This is a genomic window from Nocardioides dubius (genome assembly GCF_039528155.1).
Lineage (GTDB): Bacteria > Actinomycetota > Actinomycetes > Propionibacteriales > Nocardioidaceae > Nocardioides > Nocardioides dubius.
The window spans coordinates 222055-238361 of the sequence record NZ_BAAALG010000011.1; the positions used below are offsets into that span (position 1 = coordinate 222055).

14 protein-coding genes are annotated in these 16307 nt (G+C 71.4%); 9 read left to right on the plus strand and 5 right to left on the minus strand.

Annotated elements, in window-relative coordinates; genetic code table 11:
• On the minus strand, positions 1-220 hold a 220-nt coding region (locus ABD151_RS14125), incomplete at its 3' end, for a hypothetical protein (RefSeq protein ID WP_343995404.1).
• An 83-nt stretch (positions 221-303) separates the two neighbouring features.
• Between ABD151_RS14125 and xseA the strand changes: the two genes are divergently transcribed.
• The 3 genes from xseA to ABD151_RS14140 are packed head-to-tail and all read left to right on the plus strand — an operon-like array spanning position 304 to position 2276.
• Positions 304-1563, plus strand: a complete 1260-nt coding sequence (gene xseA / locus ABD151_RS14130; protein ID WP_343995405.1) for an exodeoxyribonuclease VII large subunit — start codon at positions 304-306, stop codon at positions 1561-1563.
• The gene (locus ABD151_RS14135) at positions 1563-1766 is read left to right on the plus strand and encodes an exodeoxyribonuclease VII small subunit (RefSeq protein ID WP_343995406.1); all 204 of its coding nucleotides are present in this window, start codon (positions 1563-1565) and stop codon (positions 1764-1766) included. Before xseA ends, ABD151_RS14135 begins: the two co-directional genes overlap by 1 nt.
• Before the next feature lie 45 nt (positions 1767-1811).
• A complete protein-coding gene (locus tag ABD151_RS14140) occupies positions 1812-2276 on the plus strand; it encodes an acyl-CoA thioesterase (protein WP_343995407.1) in 465 nt (154 codons plus the stop codon).
• Positions 2277-2278: 2 nt separating this feature from the next.
• Here the strand turns inward: ABD151_RS14140 and ABD151_RS14145 are convergent, their stop codons facing one another.
• Positions 2279-3013, minus strand: coding sequence for a DUF4245 family protein (locus ABD151_RS14145; protein ID WP_343995408.1), 735 nt, complete (start codon positions 3011-3013; stop codon positions 2279-2281).
• Between ABD151_RS14145 and glpX the strand changes: the two genes are divergently transcribed.
• The 3 genes from glpX (at position 2916) to ABD151_RS14160 (ending at position 6261) form a co-directional block, all read left to right on the plus strand.
• On the plus strand, positions 2916-3938 hold the full coding sequence (glpX, locus tag ABD151_RS14150; protein ID WP_343995409.1) for a class II fructose-bisphosphatase: 1023 nt from the start codon (positions 2916-2918) through the stop codon (positions 3936-3938). The two genes, ABD151_RS14145 and glpX, sit on opposite strands and share 98 nt — an antisense overlap.
• A gap of 8 nt (positions 3939-3946) precedes the next feature.
• Complete coding sequence (locus ABD151_RS14155; RefSeq protein ID WP_343995410.1) at positions 3947-4843, plus strand: alpha/beta fold hydrolase; 897 nt, start codon at positions 3947-3949, stop codon at positions 4841-4843.
• 65 nt (positions 4844-4908) lie between these two features.
• Entirely contained in the window at positions 4909-6261 is a 1353-nt protein-coding gene (locus ABD151_RS14160; protein ID WP_343995411.1) for an HNH endonuclease signature motif containing protein, read from the plus strand.
• 69 nt (positions 6262-6330) lie between these two features.
• Here the strand turns inward: ABD151_RS14160 and ABD151_RS14165 are convergent, their stop codons facing one another.
• From ABD151_RS14165 to ABD151_RS14175, 3 genes are all read right to left on the minus strand, one after another.
• The gene (locus tag ABD151_RS14165) at positions 6331-7590 is read right to left on the minus strand and encodes a DUF1501 domain-containing protein (RefSeq protein WP_343995412.1); all 1260 of its coding nucleotides are present in this window, start codon (positions 7588-7590) and stop codon (positions 6331-6333) included.
• 4 nt (positions 7591-7594) lie between these two features.
• Positions 7595-9031, minus strand: coding sequence for a DUF1800 domain-containing protein (locus ABD151_RS14170; protein ID WP_343995413.1), 1437 nt, complete (start codon positions 9029-9031; stop codon positions 7595-7597).
• 118 nt (positions 9032-9149) lie between these two features.
• Complete coding sequence (locus tag ABD151_RS14175; protein WP_343995414.1) at positions 9150-10715, minus strand: FMN-binding glutamate synthase family protein; 1566 nt, start codon at positions 10713-10715, stop codon at positions 9150-9152.
• Between the two features lie 56 nt (positions 10716-10771).
• On the opposite strand from ABD151_RS14175, the gene ABD151_RS14180 reads away from it, so the two are divergent.
• The 3 genes from ABD151_RS14180 (at position 10772) to ABD151_RS14195 (ending at position 16230) form a co-directional block, all read left to right on the plus strand.
• On the plus strand, positions 10772-11884 hold the full coding sequence (locus ABD151_RS14180; RefSeq protein ID WP_343995415.1) for an alpha/beta fold hydrolase: 1113 nt from the start codon (positions 10772-10774) through the stop codon (positions 11882-11884).
• A gap of 1590 nt (positions 11885-13474) precedes the next feature.
• Positions 13475-14803 (plus strand): MFS transporter, encoded by a 1329-nt coding sequence (locus ABD151_RS14190; protein ID WP_343995417.1) that lies wholly within the window; start codon positions 13475-13477, stop codon positions 14801-14803.
• Positions 14800-16230, plus strand: coding sequence for a pyridoxal phosphate-dependent decarboxylase family protein (locus tag ABD151_RS14195; RefSeq protein ID WP_343995418.1), 1431 nt, complete (start codon positions 14800-14802; stop codon positions 16228-16230). The genes ABD151_RS14190 and ABD151_RS14195 overlap by 4 nt, the downstream gene beginning before the upstream one ends.
• Positions 16231-16307 lie beyond the last annotated feature (77 nt).

The following is a 16307-nucleotide window of genomic DNA, read 5'->3' on the forward strand; positions in this document are numbered from 1 at the left end:
TGTCGCGGCCGCCCCGGCCGTCGATCACGTCGTTGCCGCCGCGGGCCACGATCACGTCGCGGCCGTTGGTGCCCTTGATCCGGTCGGCGCCGTCGCTGCCGACGATGGTCGCCTTGAAGCCGTCGCAGCGCGGGGTCGCAGCGTCGGCCGCCGGCAGCGTGGTCAGGGTCGCGGACAGGGCGATCGCCGCCATCAGCGCCGGGAGAAGTCGTCTACTCATGCGCCCAGGCTGGCTGCGGCCGCTTGGGGTTGGCTTGCGATCGGCTTGCCGCGGTGTCGGAGCGATGCTCTAGCCTCTGCGCCATGTCCTCCCTGCGCGACGCCACCGCCGAGTCACCGGCTCCCGTGCGCGCGGTGGCCAACGCGATCTCGCAGTACATCGATCGCCTCGGCACGGTCTGGGTCGAGGGTCAGATCGCCCAGTTCAGCCGCCGGCCCGGGCTCAACACCGTCTTCATCACCCTGCGCGACACCGTCGCCGACCTCTCGATCTCGGTCACCTGTGCGCGCACCCTCTTCGACGGCCTCAACCCGCCGCTGGTCGAGGGCGCCAGCGTGGTGATCCACGCCAAGCCGTCCTTCTACGCCGGCCGCGGCTCACTGGCGCTGCACGCCCGCGAGATCCGGATGGTCGGCCTCGGCGAGCTGCTGGCCAGGATCGAGCGGCGCCGCCAGCTGCTCGCCGCCGAGGGCCTGTTCGCCCCCGAGCTCAAGCGCCGGCTGCCGTTCCTGCCACGCCAGATCGGCTTGATCACCGCCCCCGGGTCGGACGCCGAGCGCGACGTCATCGAGAACGCCCGGCGCCGCTGGCCCGCGGTCCGGGTGCGGGTGGCCGCGGCCCGGATGCAGGGGGCCAACTGCGCCCGCGAGGTGATGGAGGCGCTCGACGTCCTGGAGCGTGACGCCGAGACCGACGTCATCGTGATCGCCCGCGGCGGTGGCTCGATCGAGGACCTGCTCCCCTTCTCCGACGAGGCGGTGATCCGCGCCGTCGCGAAGGTGCGCACCCCCGTCGTCTCGGCGATCGGCCACGAGGCCGACCAGCCCCTGCTGGATCTGGTCGCCGATGTGCGGGCCTCCACGCCGACCGATGCAGCGCGGCGGATCGTGCCCGACTTCGCCGAGGAGCAGGCACGCGTGAGCCAGGCCCGCGAGCGGGTCCGGGCCGCCCTGCGCCGCACCGTCGAGCGCGAGCAGGCGGCCTTGACGGCGCTGCGCAGCCGCCCGGCGATGGCCGATCCGCGCACCCTGATCGACGCCCGCCTCGACGAGGTCGCCTCGCTGCGCGAGCGGGCCCGGCGCAGCCTGCGGCACCGCCTGGACCGGGCCCACGACGAGATCCACCACCAGGCCGCGCGGGCGGCCGCGCTCTCGCCGTTGGCGACGCTGCGCCGCGGCTACGCGGTGCTGCAGAGCGAGGGCGGGCACGTGGTCACCTCGCTCGGCGAGCTCGCTGCCGGTGCCGCCATCTCCGTTCGGGTCGCCGACGGCCGGCTCAGCGCCACGGTCGACTCCCTCCATCCCGCCACTCCCGTGGCCGAACCTGACGAAAGCGACGCCTGATGAGCGACACTCCCGAACTCTCCTACGAGCAGGCCCGCGAAGAGCTGATCGCCGTCGTCCAGCAGCTGGAGGCCGGCGGCACCACCCTGGAGGAGTCGTTGGCGCTGTGGGAGCGCGGCGAGACGCTGGCCCGCACCTGCCAGACCTGGCTCGACGGTGCCCGCGAACGGCTCGACGCAGCCGTCGCCGCAGACGACGAGTGAGCCCTGCTCGCAGCCGCAGCGACAGGTGATGCGACGATCAGCGCCATGAGTGGCGAGGTATTTGACTGCGAGATCCAGGTTCGACTGCGCGATCTGAACGTGGGCGGGCATGTCGACAACGTCGAGATCGCCCGGGTGATCTCCGAGGCCCGCGTGCTCTTCCTGCGCTACGCCGATCTGGGCGGCGAGCGCCCCGGCCTCTTCAGCGAGCTGCCGGCCGGGGTCGCCGAGCTGGTCGCCTCGCAGACCGTCGAGTACCGCAGCGAGATGTTCTTCTCGCCGTTCCAGCCTTACCTGGCCCGGATGTGGGTCAGCAAGATCGGGCGCACCTCGTTCACCCTGGGCACCGAGATCCGCACCGCCCCCGACGGCCCGCCGGCCGCACTCGCCGAGACCGTGCAGGTCATGCGCGACACCCGGGCCGGCCAGATGTGGCAGATCGACGAGGCCAACCTGGCCTCCTTCGAGCGCTTCCTGGGCGCCCCGGTCGCGCTGCGCGGCCGCGGCTGAGGCTACTCCGCGGCGGCGCTCGCGTCGGGCAGCGGCTCGGTGGTCAACGAGCCGGCGAACACCTTGATCTGGTCCAGGTCGATGGACCCGAAGACCACCACGTACTCCTCGCCGACCTTGGTGGCGATCGCGTGGTCGCCGTCGCGGTCGCTGAAGGTCTGCCAGGTCGGGCCGAGGTCGCCGGGGATCTCGACCTCGTCGCCCTCCTCGGCCTCGCCGTCGAGGAACTCGGCGACCATGTCGCGCAGCTGCCGGTCCTGCTGGCGCAGGCCGAGATAGCGGTTCTGCGAGGTGTAGAGGTCCAACGCCCAACCCTCGGGGGTCTGCTTGGCGTCGACGGCGTTCCAGCCGTTCGGGAGCGTCGGCGGGTAGGCGATGCCGTCGTTGCCCGCCTCCTGGAGCGCGGACACCACCGGCAGGTAGTCGATCGGCTCACGCTCGAGCTCGAGGTCGTCCCGGTTGATCGCCCGGAACGCCACATAGGCCGCCACGACCAGCACCGTCACGAGCATCGCGCCGATCATGCCGCTCATGCTGCGCTCGTACCTGCCACCACCACTTTGCTGACTCACCCCTCGATTCTCGCTGACCGTCGCCTCGGCACGGCGTCCGGGGCAGGTGGCCGGTAACATTCGCCTCATGCCCAAGAGCCGCCCTGTCGAACTCCGTGTCGCGCCCGAGTCCCCTGACCGCAACCTCGCCCTCGAGCTGGTGCGTGTCACCGAGGCGGCCGCCATGGCTGCCGGCCGCTGGGTCGGCCGCGGCGAGAAGAACGAGGCGGACGGCGTCGCGGTCAACGCGATGCGCCTGATGATCTCCGGCATCGGCATGAACGGCACCGTGGTGATCGGCGAGGGCGAGAAGGACGACGCCCCGATGCTCTACAACGGCGAGAAGGTCGGCGACGGCACCGGTCCCGAGTGCGACGTCGCGGTCGACCCGATCGACGGCACCACGCTGACCGCCAAGGGCATGGCCAACGCCATCTCCGTGCTCGCCGTCGCACCGCGCGGCACCATGTACGACCCGTCGGCCGTCTTCTACATGGAGAAGCTGGTCACCGGCCCCGAGGCCGCGGACGTCGTCGACATCCGCCTGCCCGCCGGTGAGAACGTGCGCCGCGTCGCCAAGGCGAAGGGCTGCGGCACCGAGGACGTCACCGTCGTCCTGCTGGACCGCCCGCGGCACGCCAACCTGGTCAAGGAGATCCGCGAGGCGGGTGCCCGGATCAAGTTCATCACCGACGGCGACGTGGCCGGCGCGATCATGGCGGCTCGGCCCGACACCGGCATCGACCTGCTGATGGGCATCGGCGGCACGCCCGAGGGCATCATCTCGGCCTGCGCGATGAAGTGCCTGGGCGGCAAGATCCAGGGTCGTCTCTGGCCCACCGACGACGACGAGCGCCAGCGCGCCATCGACGCCGGCCACGACCTCGACAAGGTGCTGCACACCGACGACCTGGTCACCGGCGACGACTGCTTCTTCGTGGCCACCGGCATCACCGACGGTGAGCTGATGAAGGGCGTGCGCTACCGCGGCGGCGGCGCCACCACCCACTCGCTGGTGATGCGCTCGCGCAGCGGCACGATCCGCAACATCATCAGCGAGCACCGGCTCTCCAAGCTGCAGGCCTACTCGGCGATCAACTTCGCCGACTGAGCGCCGCCGTGTCTCCCCGCTCTGAGGAGCTCTTCGCCCCGGTCAGCCCCGGGGTGGAGCTCTGCTACCAGACGTTCGGGGAGGCAAGCGATCCGGCACTGCTGCTGGTGATGGGCCTCGGTGGGCCGATGACCTGGTGGGACGCCGACCTGTGCGAGCTGCTGGCCCGGCGCGGGTTCTTCGTGATCCGCTTCGACAACCGCGATGCCGGCCGCTCCAGCAAGCTGAGCGGCCGGGTCTCCCGGCTCACCCTGCTGCGCGCCGCCTCCGGCCTGCCGACCAAGGTGCCCTACGCGATGGCCGACCTCGCCGACGACGCCTTCGGCCTCTTGGACCACCTCGGCATCGAGCGCGCCCACATCGTCGGGATGTCGATGGGCGGGATGATCGTGCAGACGATGGCGCTGTCGCGGCCGGAGCGGGTCCGCTCGCTGACCTCGATCATGTCGACGACCGGCAAGCGCACGGTCGGCTGGCAGCACCCGAGCATCCTGCCCCGCCTGTTGGGCCGGCGCGACACCGAGCGCGAGGCGTACGTGACGACGTCGGTGGCCTACGGCAGGGTGATCGGCTCCCCCGGCTACCCCGAGCCCGAGGAGAGCGCCCGGCGACGCGCCGAGGACACCTGGGACCGGGGACTGAACCCGGCCGGAGTGATGCGGCAGATGGTCGCCATTCTCACCCAGCCCGACCGGACGACGTCCCTGGCCGACCTGCCGATGCCGACCCTGGTGATCCACGGCCTGGCCGACAAGATGGTGCACGTCTCGGGCGGGCGCACCACGTCGTCCGCGGTGCCCGGCTCGGACCTGCTGTTGATCGACGGCATGGGCCACGATCTGCCCAAGCCACTGTGGAACACCTTCGCGGACGCGATCTCCCGCAACGCGGCCCGCGCCCGCTGACAGGTCGACGGGCCTTCGTCGTTCGGTCGGATCTTTCTGTCGGAGGGTCCTGATGGACTGTTCGCATGATCGAGATCGATGCCACGCACACTCCGTATGAGGTCAGTGACCTCGATGCGGGATGTCTGCTTGCGGTGATCTCGGAGGGCCGCCACTCGGCGCTGGTGCTGGGGCGTCAGCAGCTGCGGTTGGCGCATCAGTGGTGCGTGGTCAACCCGGTCGTTCCTGGCGGTTCGTCGGCTTCGTGGTGCGACGACGCCGCCTTCGCCTCGCTCGATCTCGACGACTTCCTCGGGGGCGAGGGCACCCCGGCGGTGGCGGCGTTCGCGGCGGAGGAGTTCGCGGCGGCATCGGGTGTCTCCCGTTATGCGGCGCTCTCGTTGTTGGCCGACGCGCTGGATCTGCACCACCGGCTGCCGCTGTTGTGGGCGCAGGTCGAGCTGCTGGAGGTGCCGGGCTGGAAGGCACGCCGGGTCGCGGAGCTGACCCGCAAGCTCTCGAGTGAAGCGGCCACGTGGTTCGACCAGACGCTGGCGGACGGCGAGCGTTACGGCTGGCCGACCATCGAACGCATCCTGGCGATGGCGGTGGCGAAGTTCCATCCGGAGTTGATCCGCGACAAGTCGGGTCCGTTGACCAAAGCCGACTGGGACGTCAGCCTGAACCACCGCTACGGCCCCGACGGTTCCGCCTCGGGCACCTCGACTCTCGACGTAGTCGGTGACTCCTTGGATCTGGCGCGGTTCCACGACCTGGTCTGCGACGAGGCCGAGAAGTTGAAGCGCGCGGGTGACACGGACACCCTCGGTCAGCGCAAGGCCAAGGCCTTGGGCAGCATCGCAGAGCAGCAGGGCACGCTGGACTACGAGGCCGCAGGCGACACCGGCGGCGGGGGAAGCGAGACGGTGCCGCAAGAGCGTCGCCAGGGCCGCGGGCTACGGGTGTTCGTGCACACCACCCTCGCCGACCTCTTCTCCACCGACGACCTCACTCTCGCCGACACCGACCGCCTCGGCCCGATCCTCATCGAGCAGCTCACCGACTGGCTCCAACGCCACGGCTCCATCGCCAGCATCACCCCGGTCATCGACCTCAACCGCACCGGCTCCGTCGACCGCCACGACCCACCCGCCTGGATGGTGGAGTTGGTCAAGGAACGCGATCAGCATTGCGTGTTCCCGCACTGCACCCGTTCCTCAGCCGACGCGGACCTCGACCACATCACGGCCTACGACGAGACGGGGCCGCCGGGCCAAACCAGACCCGAGAACCTGGCGCCGCTCTGTCGCCGTCACCACCTCGCGAAGACCTTCGCCGGCTGGCGGTATCGCCGCAATCAAGACGGCACCTACACCTGGACCAACAAGCACGGCCACACCTGGCTCGTCACCGCACTGGGCACGATCCAACTCGACTGAACGACTGAACGACCGAACAGCACGCCACCTCCGGCGGCCACCCCGGCCGCCGGAGGCATCGGCACGCGGTCAGCGGGCCTTGACCGCTCCCAGCATGTTCATCGTGACGCCCGGGAAGACCTTCGCCGTCGAGGCGCCCATCCGCTTGGCGACCACCTCACCGAGCACGCTGCGGTAGTCGAGAGTGACCCTCAGGTCGGCGTCGAGCGTGTTCGCCAGCCCGGGCCAGCGCCCGTAGTAGCGCCCACCGTTGACGCCCTCCCCCAGCAGGAACATCACGTTCCCATGGCCGTGGTCGGTGCCGCCGCTGGCGTTCTCGCGCACCCGTCGTCCGAACTCGCTGATCGTCACCAGGGTCACCTTGCGGCGCTGCGCGCCCAGGTCGGCGAAGAACGCCGCCAGCCCTTGGGCCAGCTGGCGGGTGTTCGAGCGCATCTCGCCCCACTCCAAGGTGCCGTGGCCCGCGTGCATGTCCCAGTCACCCTGGTCCAGCGCGATCACCTCGACGCCACGGTCGGCGCGGATCGTCCGCGCCGCAGCCGCCAGTGCGCGCCCCAGGTCGTTCTCGGGGTAGACGACGCCGGGGGTCGGCTCGGGGGCCGAGGCCCGGATCGGGGCGAACGAGTCCACCAGCCCGAGAGCCGAACGGCCCCCGGTGCCCAGCGACCCGCCGGCCCGGCCCCAGACCGTCTGCATCGACGTCAGCCGCGCCTGCTCGAACTCGTCGTCCTGCCCGGCCAGCCGGACCCGGTCGACCTCGCGGATCGCCGCGGTGCGCTGCGGCCCGACCAGCGAGGTCGGCACCGAGGCGCTGCCCACCTGCAACGCCCGCAGCGGGTCGTTGGCTCCGCTCTGCCCGACCAGCCGGTTCAACCAGCCGACCCGCGCCGACGACCCGGGGTCGGCGTCCTCGACGGCCTCCATCGCCGCGAAGTGCGACCGGTTCGCCACCGGCAGGCCGGTCGCGTGCACGGCAGCCAGCTCGCCGGCGTTCCACATCGGCAGCAGCGGGGCGAGCTCCGGGTGCAGCCCGAAGAAGCCGTCCTTGGCCAGCAGCCGACTCGACGGCACCGCGATCGTGGGCCGCGCCTGCGCGTAGACGGGATCGCCGTGCGGCACCACCAGACTCAGGCCGTCGCAGGCACCTCGCAGCGAGAGCACCACCAGCACCGCGTCGGCCGGTCCCGGCGCCGCGGCGCGGGTCTCCTGCAGCACCGCCTGGCCGAACGTGCTGACCACGCTCAGGCCGGCAGCCAGCCCGAACCCCGCCTTGAACAGCCCGCGCCGACTCAGGCCGGCGAACTCGTCACAGCACTTCTCCTCGGTCACCGGGTCACCTCGTCATGTGGGCGGGTTGGTCGAGCACGGTGGTGAGCAGGCGCGGCAGGTACCAGCGGATCACCGGATGGTCGGCGGTGATCGTCTCCCCCGGCTGGCACTTCACCGCCTGCGCGCACGCGGTGACCAGCCAGGACGGCGCCCGGCGTCCGGTCAGCGTCCGGCTGAGATGGTCCACCAGCACGTCGAAGCGCACCTTGCTCGCCGGCAGCCACGCCGTCCCCGTGGTCCGGCTGAAGCCCTTGGACGGCCACCAGCCGCCCGACATCGTGTAGTGCAGGTCGAAGGAGGCGAGCATCCGCGACGTCGAGGTCCAGGCGTCGCCACGGTCCGGACGTCCGTCGGGACGCGGCCAGGTGAACGGTGCCAGCCCCAGGTCGCCGGCCTGCCAGACGATCGCCTCGGCGGCGGAGTCGCTGCCCGTCGTCGCGTGGATGCGATAGCCCAGCACCCGGTAGGTGGCGACCACGTCCTCCTCCGGCGTGCGCACCTTGCTGTCGACCGCCGCGGCGAACGCCTTGGACTCGAAGAGCGCCTTGAGCACCGGCTTGATCGCGGTGTCGTGCTTGCGATACACCTTGGCCAGCTTGGTGATCAGCGCTGCCGGCGGGCGGTCCGAGACGAACCGGACGGCGAGCAGCCGGGCGACGCGCCGCGCCGTGGCCGGGTGCCGGGCCAGGTAGTTCAGGTAGGCCCGGACGACGGGACGACCGTCGCCGGCGGTGTTCTTGTGCGTGAAGCCGAGCACCTTGACCTTGCCGCGGTAGTGGTTGCCCGGCTTGTAGCCGACCTTCCAGGTGTCCCACAGGTCGCCGGTGTAGCCGGTGAGGATGCGCGCCGAGTTCTTCACGTCCGTCTCGGTGAAGACGCCCCGCCCCACGGTGTGCAGCTCCAGCAGCTCGCGGCCGAGGTCCTCGCTCGGCGACGACGCGGTCGAGTTCAGGTTGTTCAGATACGCCCCCATCGCCGGATGGGTGATCGCGTAGTTCAGCAGGTCGGCGTAGCGACCGAGCGCGCGCTGCCGGATGCCGCGGCCGTAGGAGACCCGGTACGGCGCTTCGGCCTCGCCGATCGCCGGCACGTGGAGGTGGTTCTCCCACAGCTCGGTCATCACCTCGAGCACCTGGGGCACCGCCTGCACCCGGCGCACCAGGCACCAGCGGCGGTAGTCCTCCATCACCTCCCACATGCCGATGTCGCCGCGCTGCTGCGCGCGCCACATCTGCTCCGGGGTCATCCGCAGGGTCGGCCACCAGCGGAACGACGCGGCCTGGAAGGAGTCGTCGAGGCGCCCCACCTGGAGCTGGCGGGCGAACCACTTCGCCGAGCCGCCCCGGGCCTTGATCTGTCGGCTCAGCTGCGGCGTCCACCCGTAGGAGAACCGGTTCGCCACATGCCGTTCCCGCCTCGAGGGCAACGCAGCGATCGGCATCGGGGCTCCTTCCTCGGTGCTCTGCGGCGAGATCCCCCGATGCTCGGCCGTAGGTCAGGTGATGCGCAGCCTAGTCCTGCCGAGCGTGGTGCGCCCGGCAACTCCCGGCTGGAGGTGGCTACCGGCGCGTCGAGGGCTGCTGCTCCTCGTCGGGCAGCTCGCCCAGCATCAGCCGGGTGATCGTGTCGGCCTGGGCCGTGGACAGGGCGCCCCAGCCCGGCTGGTAGTCGTAGAGCTCGGCGAGGCCCTGCCGGGTCCGGGTGCCGTCGACCAGGTCGATGTCCGACGGCAGGATCAGCCCCGGGTGCGGGACGCCGATCGCCCCGGAGACCTTGAGCAGGTCACGGCGCAACGAGACCACGTAGTTCGCCGCGCGGACCGCCTTGGAGGCCGGGTCCAGGCCACGGGAGAGCCACGGGCTCTGAGTCGCGACACCGGTCGGGCAGTCGTCGCTGTGGCAGCGCTGAGCCTGGATGCAGCCGATCGCCATCATCGCCTCGCGGCCCACGTTCACCATGTCGGCGCCCAGCGCGAAGGCCACCAGCGCGTTCTCCGGCAGGCCGAGCTTGCCCGCCCCGATGAAGGTGACGTCGTCCGCCAGGCCGGCCGCGGCGAAGCGGCGGTAGACCTCGGTGAACCCGAGCCGGAACGGATAGGCCACCGAGTCCGCGAAGACCAACGGCGCCGCACCGGTTCCGCCCTCGCCCCCGTCGATGTTGACGAAGTCGACGCCGCGCTGGCGGTCCGCGCTCATCGCGGCGACCAGGTCGTCCCAGAAGCCGGTGTCGCCGACGGCGGACTTGATCCCCACCGGAAGCCCGGTGGTCTGTGCGATCAGCTCCACGAAGTCGAGCAGCGAGTCGACGTCGTCGAACTCGCTGTGCCGGGCCGGGCTGGCGCAGTCCTTGCCCTCCTCGATGCCGCGGATCTCGGCGATCTCCTTGGTCACCTTCGCGCCGGGCAGCATGCCGCCGAGCCCCGGCTTGGCGCCCTGGGAGAGCTTGATCTCGATCGCCTTGATCGGGGCGCCGGCGACCAGGTCCTTGAGCCGGGCCAGGTCGAAGTTGCCGTCACGGTCGCGGCAGCCGAAGTACGCGGTGCCGATCTGGAAGACGACGTCGCCGCCCTGGCGGTGGTAGGGCGAGAGCGCGCCCTCGCCGGTGTTGTGCAGGCAGCCGGCGATCGCGGCGCCCTTGTTGAGCGCGCTGATCGCGTTGCCGGACAGCGAGCCGAAGCTCATCCCGGAGATGTTGACCACCGAGTTCGGCCGGAACGCCCGCGCCCGGCCCCGGGCCTGCCCCATCACCTTCGCCGACGGCAGGTGCACGCCCTCCTCGGCATGCGGGTGCGTGGTGGCGTGCACGGTGGAGAAGGTGCGGTGCTTGATCACCGTCTTGCCCAGCGAGTTCTCCACGTCGTTGTCGGTGCCGAAGCCGAAGTAGTTGTTCTCCATCTTCGATGACGCGTACACCCAGCGGCGTTGGTCGCGGCTGAACGGACGCTCCTCGTCATTGCTGGTGACGATGTACTGGCGCAGCTCCGGCCCGACCTTCTCCAGCAGGTAGCGCGCATGACCCACCACCGGGAAGTTCCGCAGGATCGCGTGCTTGCGCTGCGTGAGGTCGTAGGCGACCACCGCTCCCGTCGCCGCCAACCCGGTTCCGACCAACGACTTCCATCCCATGACACCAGTGTCTAGTACGCGAGACGGTGAATGTCGAGGCAGGGTACGTTGCCGCCATGGACTTGTTGCCCAAGCCCGATCAGGTGGTCGCAGCCGCCGGCAACGTGGCGCACAAGGTGCTCTACGGCGGCGTCGCCGACCTTCGCAAGATGCCACGCACCCTGATCGACGAGGGCCTGCTGCGCCAGGTCTACCACTACCGCCCGGCCGGGACGGCGACCGAGCAGGGCGACCCGGTCCTGCTGGTGACGCCGCTGGCCGCGCCGTCCAGCTGCTACGACCTGCGCCGGGGCTGCTCGCTGGTCGAGCACCTCCTCACCCATGGGCACCGCACCTACCTGCTGGAGTACGGCGAGGTCTCGTTCCGGGACCGCAACCTGGGCATGGAGCACTGGATCGAGGAGGTCGTCCCGGAGGCGATCCGGCATGTCTCCGAGCACGCCGGCGGCCGCCCGGTGCACGTCGTCGGGTGGAGCCTCGGCGGCATCTTCATGACCCTCGCCGCGGCCGACCACGGCGATCTGCCGATCGCCTCGATGACCATCGTCGGCTCGCCCTTCGACGTATCGAAAGTGCCGATGATCGCGCCGCTGCGGCCGCTGCTGAAGCTCACCGACGGCACCTGGGGCGGGGTGAAGTCCGGCGGCGGTCCGGTCACCCGGGTCTACCGTGCGCTCGGCGGGGCTCCGAAGCCGTTCGTGCGCTGGGCCTTCCAGCTGACGGCGGCGCAGAAGCTGGTGACCAAGCCGATCGTCAAGCTGCAGCAGCTGGACAACACCGAGTTCCTGGCGCAGATCGAGGCGGTGGACGCCTTCACCGCGGCGATGATCGCCTACCCGGGCCGGACCTTCGGCCAGCTCTACCATCGCTTCGTCAAGCAGAACGAGCTGGTGCGCGGCTACCTCAGCCTCGGCGAGAAGAGGGTCGAGCTCAAGGACGTCACCGCCCCGGTGCTGGTCTTCGCCGGCGCCACCGACGGGATCGCACCGGTCGAGTGCGTGCGCGCCGTGGTGCCACTGCTGACCGGCTCCCCCGAGGTCCGCTTCGAGGTGGTCCCCGGCGGCCATCTGGGCATGCTCACCGGACGCGCGGCCCGGCACACCACCTGGCTGGTGCTCGACGAGTGGCTGCGCCGCTGGGCCAGTGACGCCCTACCTAGCTCAATGTGACCTCAGCGTCGGCCTGAGGCTGTATTTCCAGCGCTGAGGTCACACTGAGGTTAGAGGGCGCGTGCCATCTCGGCGCAGGCCTTCAGCCACGCCGCCTGGGTGGCCGGCGAGAGCTGGCCGTACTGGATCACCGAGCCGGCCACCAGGGCCGGGTCGTAGGGGATCCGGAAGACCGCGCGGGTGCGCTTGGCGTAGACGTCGACCAGGTCGTTGGCGAGCTGATCGTCCACCGACGGCGACGGGTCGGCCAGCACCGTGATCGCGCGGTTCTGCAGGTCGGTGTGGCCGGCGTCGGCGAGCGCGTCGAGCATCCACAGCCCGCTGTAGCCGGTGTCCTCGCGCACCGTGCAGGTGACCACGATCAGGTCGGCCGTCTGAGCCGCGGCGAGCCAGTTCTCGGCCCGCAGGTTGTTGCCGGTGTCGATCAGGATCAGGTGGTAGAAGCGCTCCAGCAGCCGGTGCACCGCGCCGAAGTCGGTGGCCCGGATGGTGCCGGTGACGTCGGCCCGCTCGTCCGAGGCGAGCAGGTCGAAGTGGGCGTCGCCCTGCGAGCGGACGAAGGCGCCGAGGTCGCCGATCCGCGACTCGTACACGTCGCTGAACCGGGAGAGGTCGTCGAGCAGCTCGCGGGTGGTGTTCTGGTGGTTGGCCCGCTCGCCCCGGATGCCGAGCGTGCCGCGGGTCTCGTTGTTGTCCCAGGCCACCACGCCGCCCCCGCGGATGGTGCCGAAGGTGTAGCCGGCCGCCAGCACGCTGGTGGTCTTGGCGGCACCGCCCTTCGGGTTCGCGAAGACGATGGTGCGCGGCCCGGAGAACGAGCGCTGCACCGCTGCCCGCGCCTCGCGGTGCTCACGCTCCTTGCGCCCCATCCGCGGCTTGATCAGGCCGAACGAGGCGCGGCGCACCCAGCCCCGCCAGCCCCAGGTGGCGGGCCCGATGTCGAGCGCCTGGTGCCGCCCCTGGAGGAAGTCCTGGGCGGTCGGCACCCGCTCCGGCTGCGGAGCCACGTGGCTGGGCGGTGCGGGCGGCAGCGTGGGGTCATAGCCGGCCGGCGGTGCCTGGTAGCCGNNNNGGTAGCCGGCCGGCTGGCCCTGCTGGTAGCCGGGAGGCGGCGCCTGGTAGCCGGCCGGTGGCACCTGACCCGCCGCCGGCTGGTAGCCGTTGGCGATCGCCGTCTGCGACGGATCGCCCGCGTAGGGCGCGGTCTGCGGGGCCGGAGGTGCCGGCGGGGCGCTCGGCGGCTGCGCGGCCACCGCCTCCGGCGATGCGATCCGGCGGCCCGGGGCGGCGTCGACGCGCACCGCAGGCTGCTCCGCCGTCCGCTCGGCCGGGCTCTCGGCGTCCCGGCTCGGCTCCGGCTGCCCGAAGCCGGCCACCTGGCCCGGCTGCACCTGCCAGGTCGGATGCGGCACTCCGCCGTTGGTCGAAGGGTCCTGAGACATGGCGACTCCTGTGTCCGAGGGTGCACCCGAGAAGTGCACACACGTCAGAGCCACTTCCCGCTTCGGGGCCGGGCCCAANNNCAAACCCGATCGACGGGTTTGGGCGACTTTGCCGTGCGCGGCCCGCCTCCGGCCGTAGGGTGCGCGCATGGGAGGAGCACAACAGGCCGGCGCGCTGAGCCCCGGCATCCGGTTCGGCTACGCCACCGGCTCAGTCGCCACCGGAGCGTTCGGAACCGTCCCGGGCCTGATGCTGCTGCCGTTCCTGACCGACAGCCTCGGGGTCGCCGCGATCTGGGCCGGCCTGATCGTCTTCGCGCCCAAGGCCTGGGACGTCGTGCTGAACCCGATCGCGGGCCGGATCAGCGATCGCAGCACCGATCCCCGCGGTCCGCGCCGTCCCTTCCTGCTCCGCGGCGGGCTCGCGCTCGCCGTCTGCTTCGCGCTGCTCTTCGTCGGGCCCGATCTCGGCTCCACCCTGGCCGATGCGCTCTGGGTGCTGCTCGCGTTCCTGGCCTGCGCCACCGCCTACGCCTTCTTCCAGGTGCCCTACGTCTCGATGCCGGCGGAGATCACCAGCTCCTACGACGAGCGCACCCGGCTGATGGCGTGGCGGGTGGCCGTGCTCGCGTTCACCATCCTGCTCGCCGGTGCCAGCGCGCCCGCGATCCGCGACGCCGTCGGCGGACGCGACGGCTACCGGGTGATGGGCGTGGCGATGGCGGTGATCATCGCGATCGGCGTGCTGGGCAGCTACTACGGCACCCGTCGGGCACCGTTCACCGCGCTCGACGCCGGGGCCGGCAGCGTCCGCGACCAGCTGCGGGTGGTCGCCGGCGCCCGCGACTTCCGGCTGCTGCTGACCACCTTCGTGCTGCAGGCGCTGGCCACCGGCTCGATGCTGGCCGGGGTCGACTACCTGGCCGGCGACGTGTTGGAGCGCGATGGTGCCTCCACCATCCTCTTCGTCTGCTTCGTCGGCCCTGCGCTGGTGCTGACGCCGCTGTGGGCGCGCTTCGGCACCCGCTTCGGCAAGCGCACCGGCTACCTGGTCTCCTCGGTGATCCTGGCCGGCGGCGCCGCGCTCTCCGCAGTGGCCCTGCTCGACTCGGCGGCCGCGCTGGTCTTCGTCGCGGTCGCGTTGGTCGGCGTCGGCTATGCGGGCGCGCAGGTCTTCCCGATGGCGATGCTTCCGGACGCCGCCGCGGCAGATGCCAAGCGCACCGGCGAGAACCGGGCGGGCGTCTTCACCGGCGTCTGGACGGCGGGCGAGACGCTCGGCCTGGCGGCCGGTCCGGCGCTCTATGCGCTGGTGCTGGCGCTCGGGGACTACCGCTCCTCGACCGACGGCGACGCCGTGCAGCCGGACTCCGCACTGACCGCGATCGTGCTCGGCTTCTCCCTGCTGCCCGCACTGCTGACCCTGATCTCGCTGTTCTGGCTCTCTCGGTACCGACTCACGGAGGCTGACCTATGAACCTCGACGACATCCGCACCCGGCTCCACGAGCTCCAGGCCCAGGACCTGCCGGTGCACGGCGGCCGCACGCTCGCCTACGTCTACGACTCCGGCCTGAGCGAGGTCGACGAGTTGGGCCGGGCCGCGGTGGCTGCCTATGCCGGCTCCAACGGCCTGGACCCGACCGCGTTCCCCTCGCTGCTGCAGATGGAGAACGACGTGGTCGGCATGGCCGCCGACCTCCTCGACGCCCCCGCGAGCGCGGTCGGCACCGTGACCTCCGGCGGCACCGAGTCGGTGCTGCTGGCGGTGCAGAGCGCCCGCGACGCACGAGGCGAGATCACCCGGCCGAGGATGATCATCCCGAGCACCGCGCATGCCGCCTTCCACAAGGCCGCGCACTACTTCGGCGTCGAGGCGGTCGCGATCGAGGTCGGCGACGACTACCGCGCGGACGTGGCGGCGATGACGGCGGCGATCGATGCCGACACCGTGCTGGTGGTGGCCAGCGCGCCGTCGTACGCGCACGGGGTGATCGACCCCGTGCCCGAGCTCGCGGCGGCCGCTGCCGCCGCCGGGGTGCGCTGTCACGTCGATGCCTGCATCGGCGGCTGGGTGCTGCCGTTCGCGCCGCGGCTGGGCCGCGACGTCACGCCGTGGACCTTCGCCGTCGACGGCGTCACCAGCATCTCGGTGGACCTGCACAAGTACGGCTACGCGCCCAAGGGGACCTCGGTGCTCCTGCACCGCGACTCCGCGCTCCGCAAGCCGCAGTTCTTCGCGAGCGCCGCATGGCCCGGCTACACGATGCTCAACGCCACCATGCAGTCCACGAAGTCCGGCGGCCCGCTGGCCGGCGCCTGGGCGGTGACCCGCGCGATCGGCGCCGACGGCTACCAGCGGCTCGCTGCCGACGTCTTCGCGGCGGTCGACGCGATCGTCGACGGCGTCGCCTCGATCGGCGCGCTCTCGGTGGTCGCCGAGCCCGACTCGACGCTGATCGCCCTGGCCACCGACGCGACCTGCGACCCGTTCACGATCTGCGACGAGATGGCCGAAGCCGGTTGGTTCGTGCAGCCGCAGATGGCGTTCGCGGGCCGGCCCGCCACGATCCATCTCTCGGTCAGCGCGGCGACCCTGGCCAGCGTCGAGGAGTTCCTAGGTGCGCTCAGGGCGGCCGTGGACCGTGCGGTGGCCCATGGTCCGGTCGTGGTCGATCCGGACGTCGTCGCCTTCATCGAGGCGCTCGATCCGGCGGCGCTGACCGACGCCGACTTCGACGGCCTGCTCGCTGCGGCCGGCCTGCTCGGCACCTCCGAGGACGGCGCCCTCGCGCTGCCCACCCGGATGGCCGAGGTCAACGCCCTGCTCGACGTCGCTGCCCCCGCCATGCGCGAGGCCCTGCTGGTGGCCTTCCTCGACCGGCTCTCCCGCCCCGCCCGCTGACCCGCCCTTCTCCCCGGACGCCCCCGCTCCCGGGGCGTCATCCAGCGAGCGCCCGGAGCCTCAGAACGCATGACGTC

Excerpts from the sequence above, each read along its gene's own strand:
- glpX (WP_343995409.1), top strand. The coding sequence starts at position 2,916 with ATGCCCAAGAGCCGCCCTGTCGAACTCCGTGTCGCGCCCGAGTCCCCT.
- ABD151_RS14145 (WP_343995408.1), bottom strand. The coding sequence starts at position 3,013 with ATGGCGGCCGCCTCGGTGACACGCACCAGCTCGAGGGCGAGGTTGCGG.
- ABD151_RS14195 (WP_343995418.1), top strand. The coding sequence starts at position 14,800 with ATGAACCTCGACGACATCCGCACCCGGCTCCACGAGCTCCAGGCCCAG.
- ABD151_RS14135 (WP_343995406.1), top strand. The coding sequence starts at position 1,563 with ATGAGCGACACTCCCGAACTCTCCTACGAGCAGGCCCGCGAAGAGCTG.
- xseA (WP_343995405.1), top strand. The coding sequence starts at position 304 with ATGTCCTCCCTGCGCGACGCCACCGCCGAGTCACCGGCTCCCGTGCGC.
- ABD151_RS14180 (WP_343995415.1), top strand. The coding sequence starts at position 10,772 with ATGGACTTGTTGCCCAAGCCCGATCAGGTGGTCGCAGCCGCCGGCAAC.
- ABD151_RS14190 (WP_343995417.1), top strand. The coding sequence starts at position 13,475 with ATGGGAGGAGCACAACAGGCCGGCGCGCTGAGCCCCGGCATCCGGTTC.
- ABD151_RS14140 (WP_343995407.1), top strand. The coding sequence starts at position 1,812 with ATGAGTGGCGAGGTATTTGACTGCGAGATCCAGGTTCGACTGCGCGAT.
- ABD151_RS14160 (WP_343995411.1), top strand. The coding sequence starts at position 4,909 with ATGATCGAGATCGATGCCACGCACACTCCGTATGAGGTCAGTGACCTC.
- ABD151_RS14170 (WP_343995413.1), bottom strand. The coding sequence starts at position 9,031 with ATGCCGATCGCTGCGTTGCCCTCGAGGCGGGAACGGCATGTGGCGAAC.
- ABD151_RS14175 (WP_343995414.1), bottom strand. The coding sequence starts at position 10,715 with ATGGGATGGAAGTCGTTGGTCGGAACCGGGTTGGCGGCGACGGGAGCG.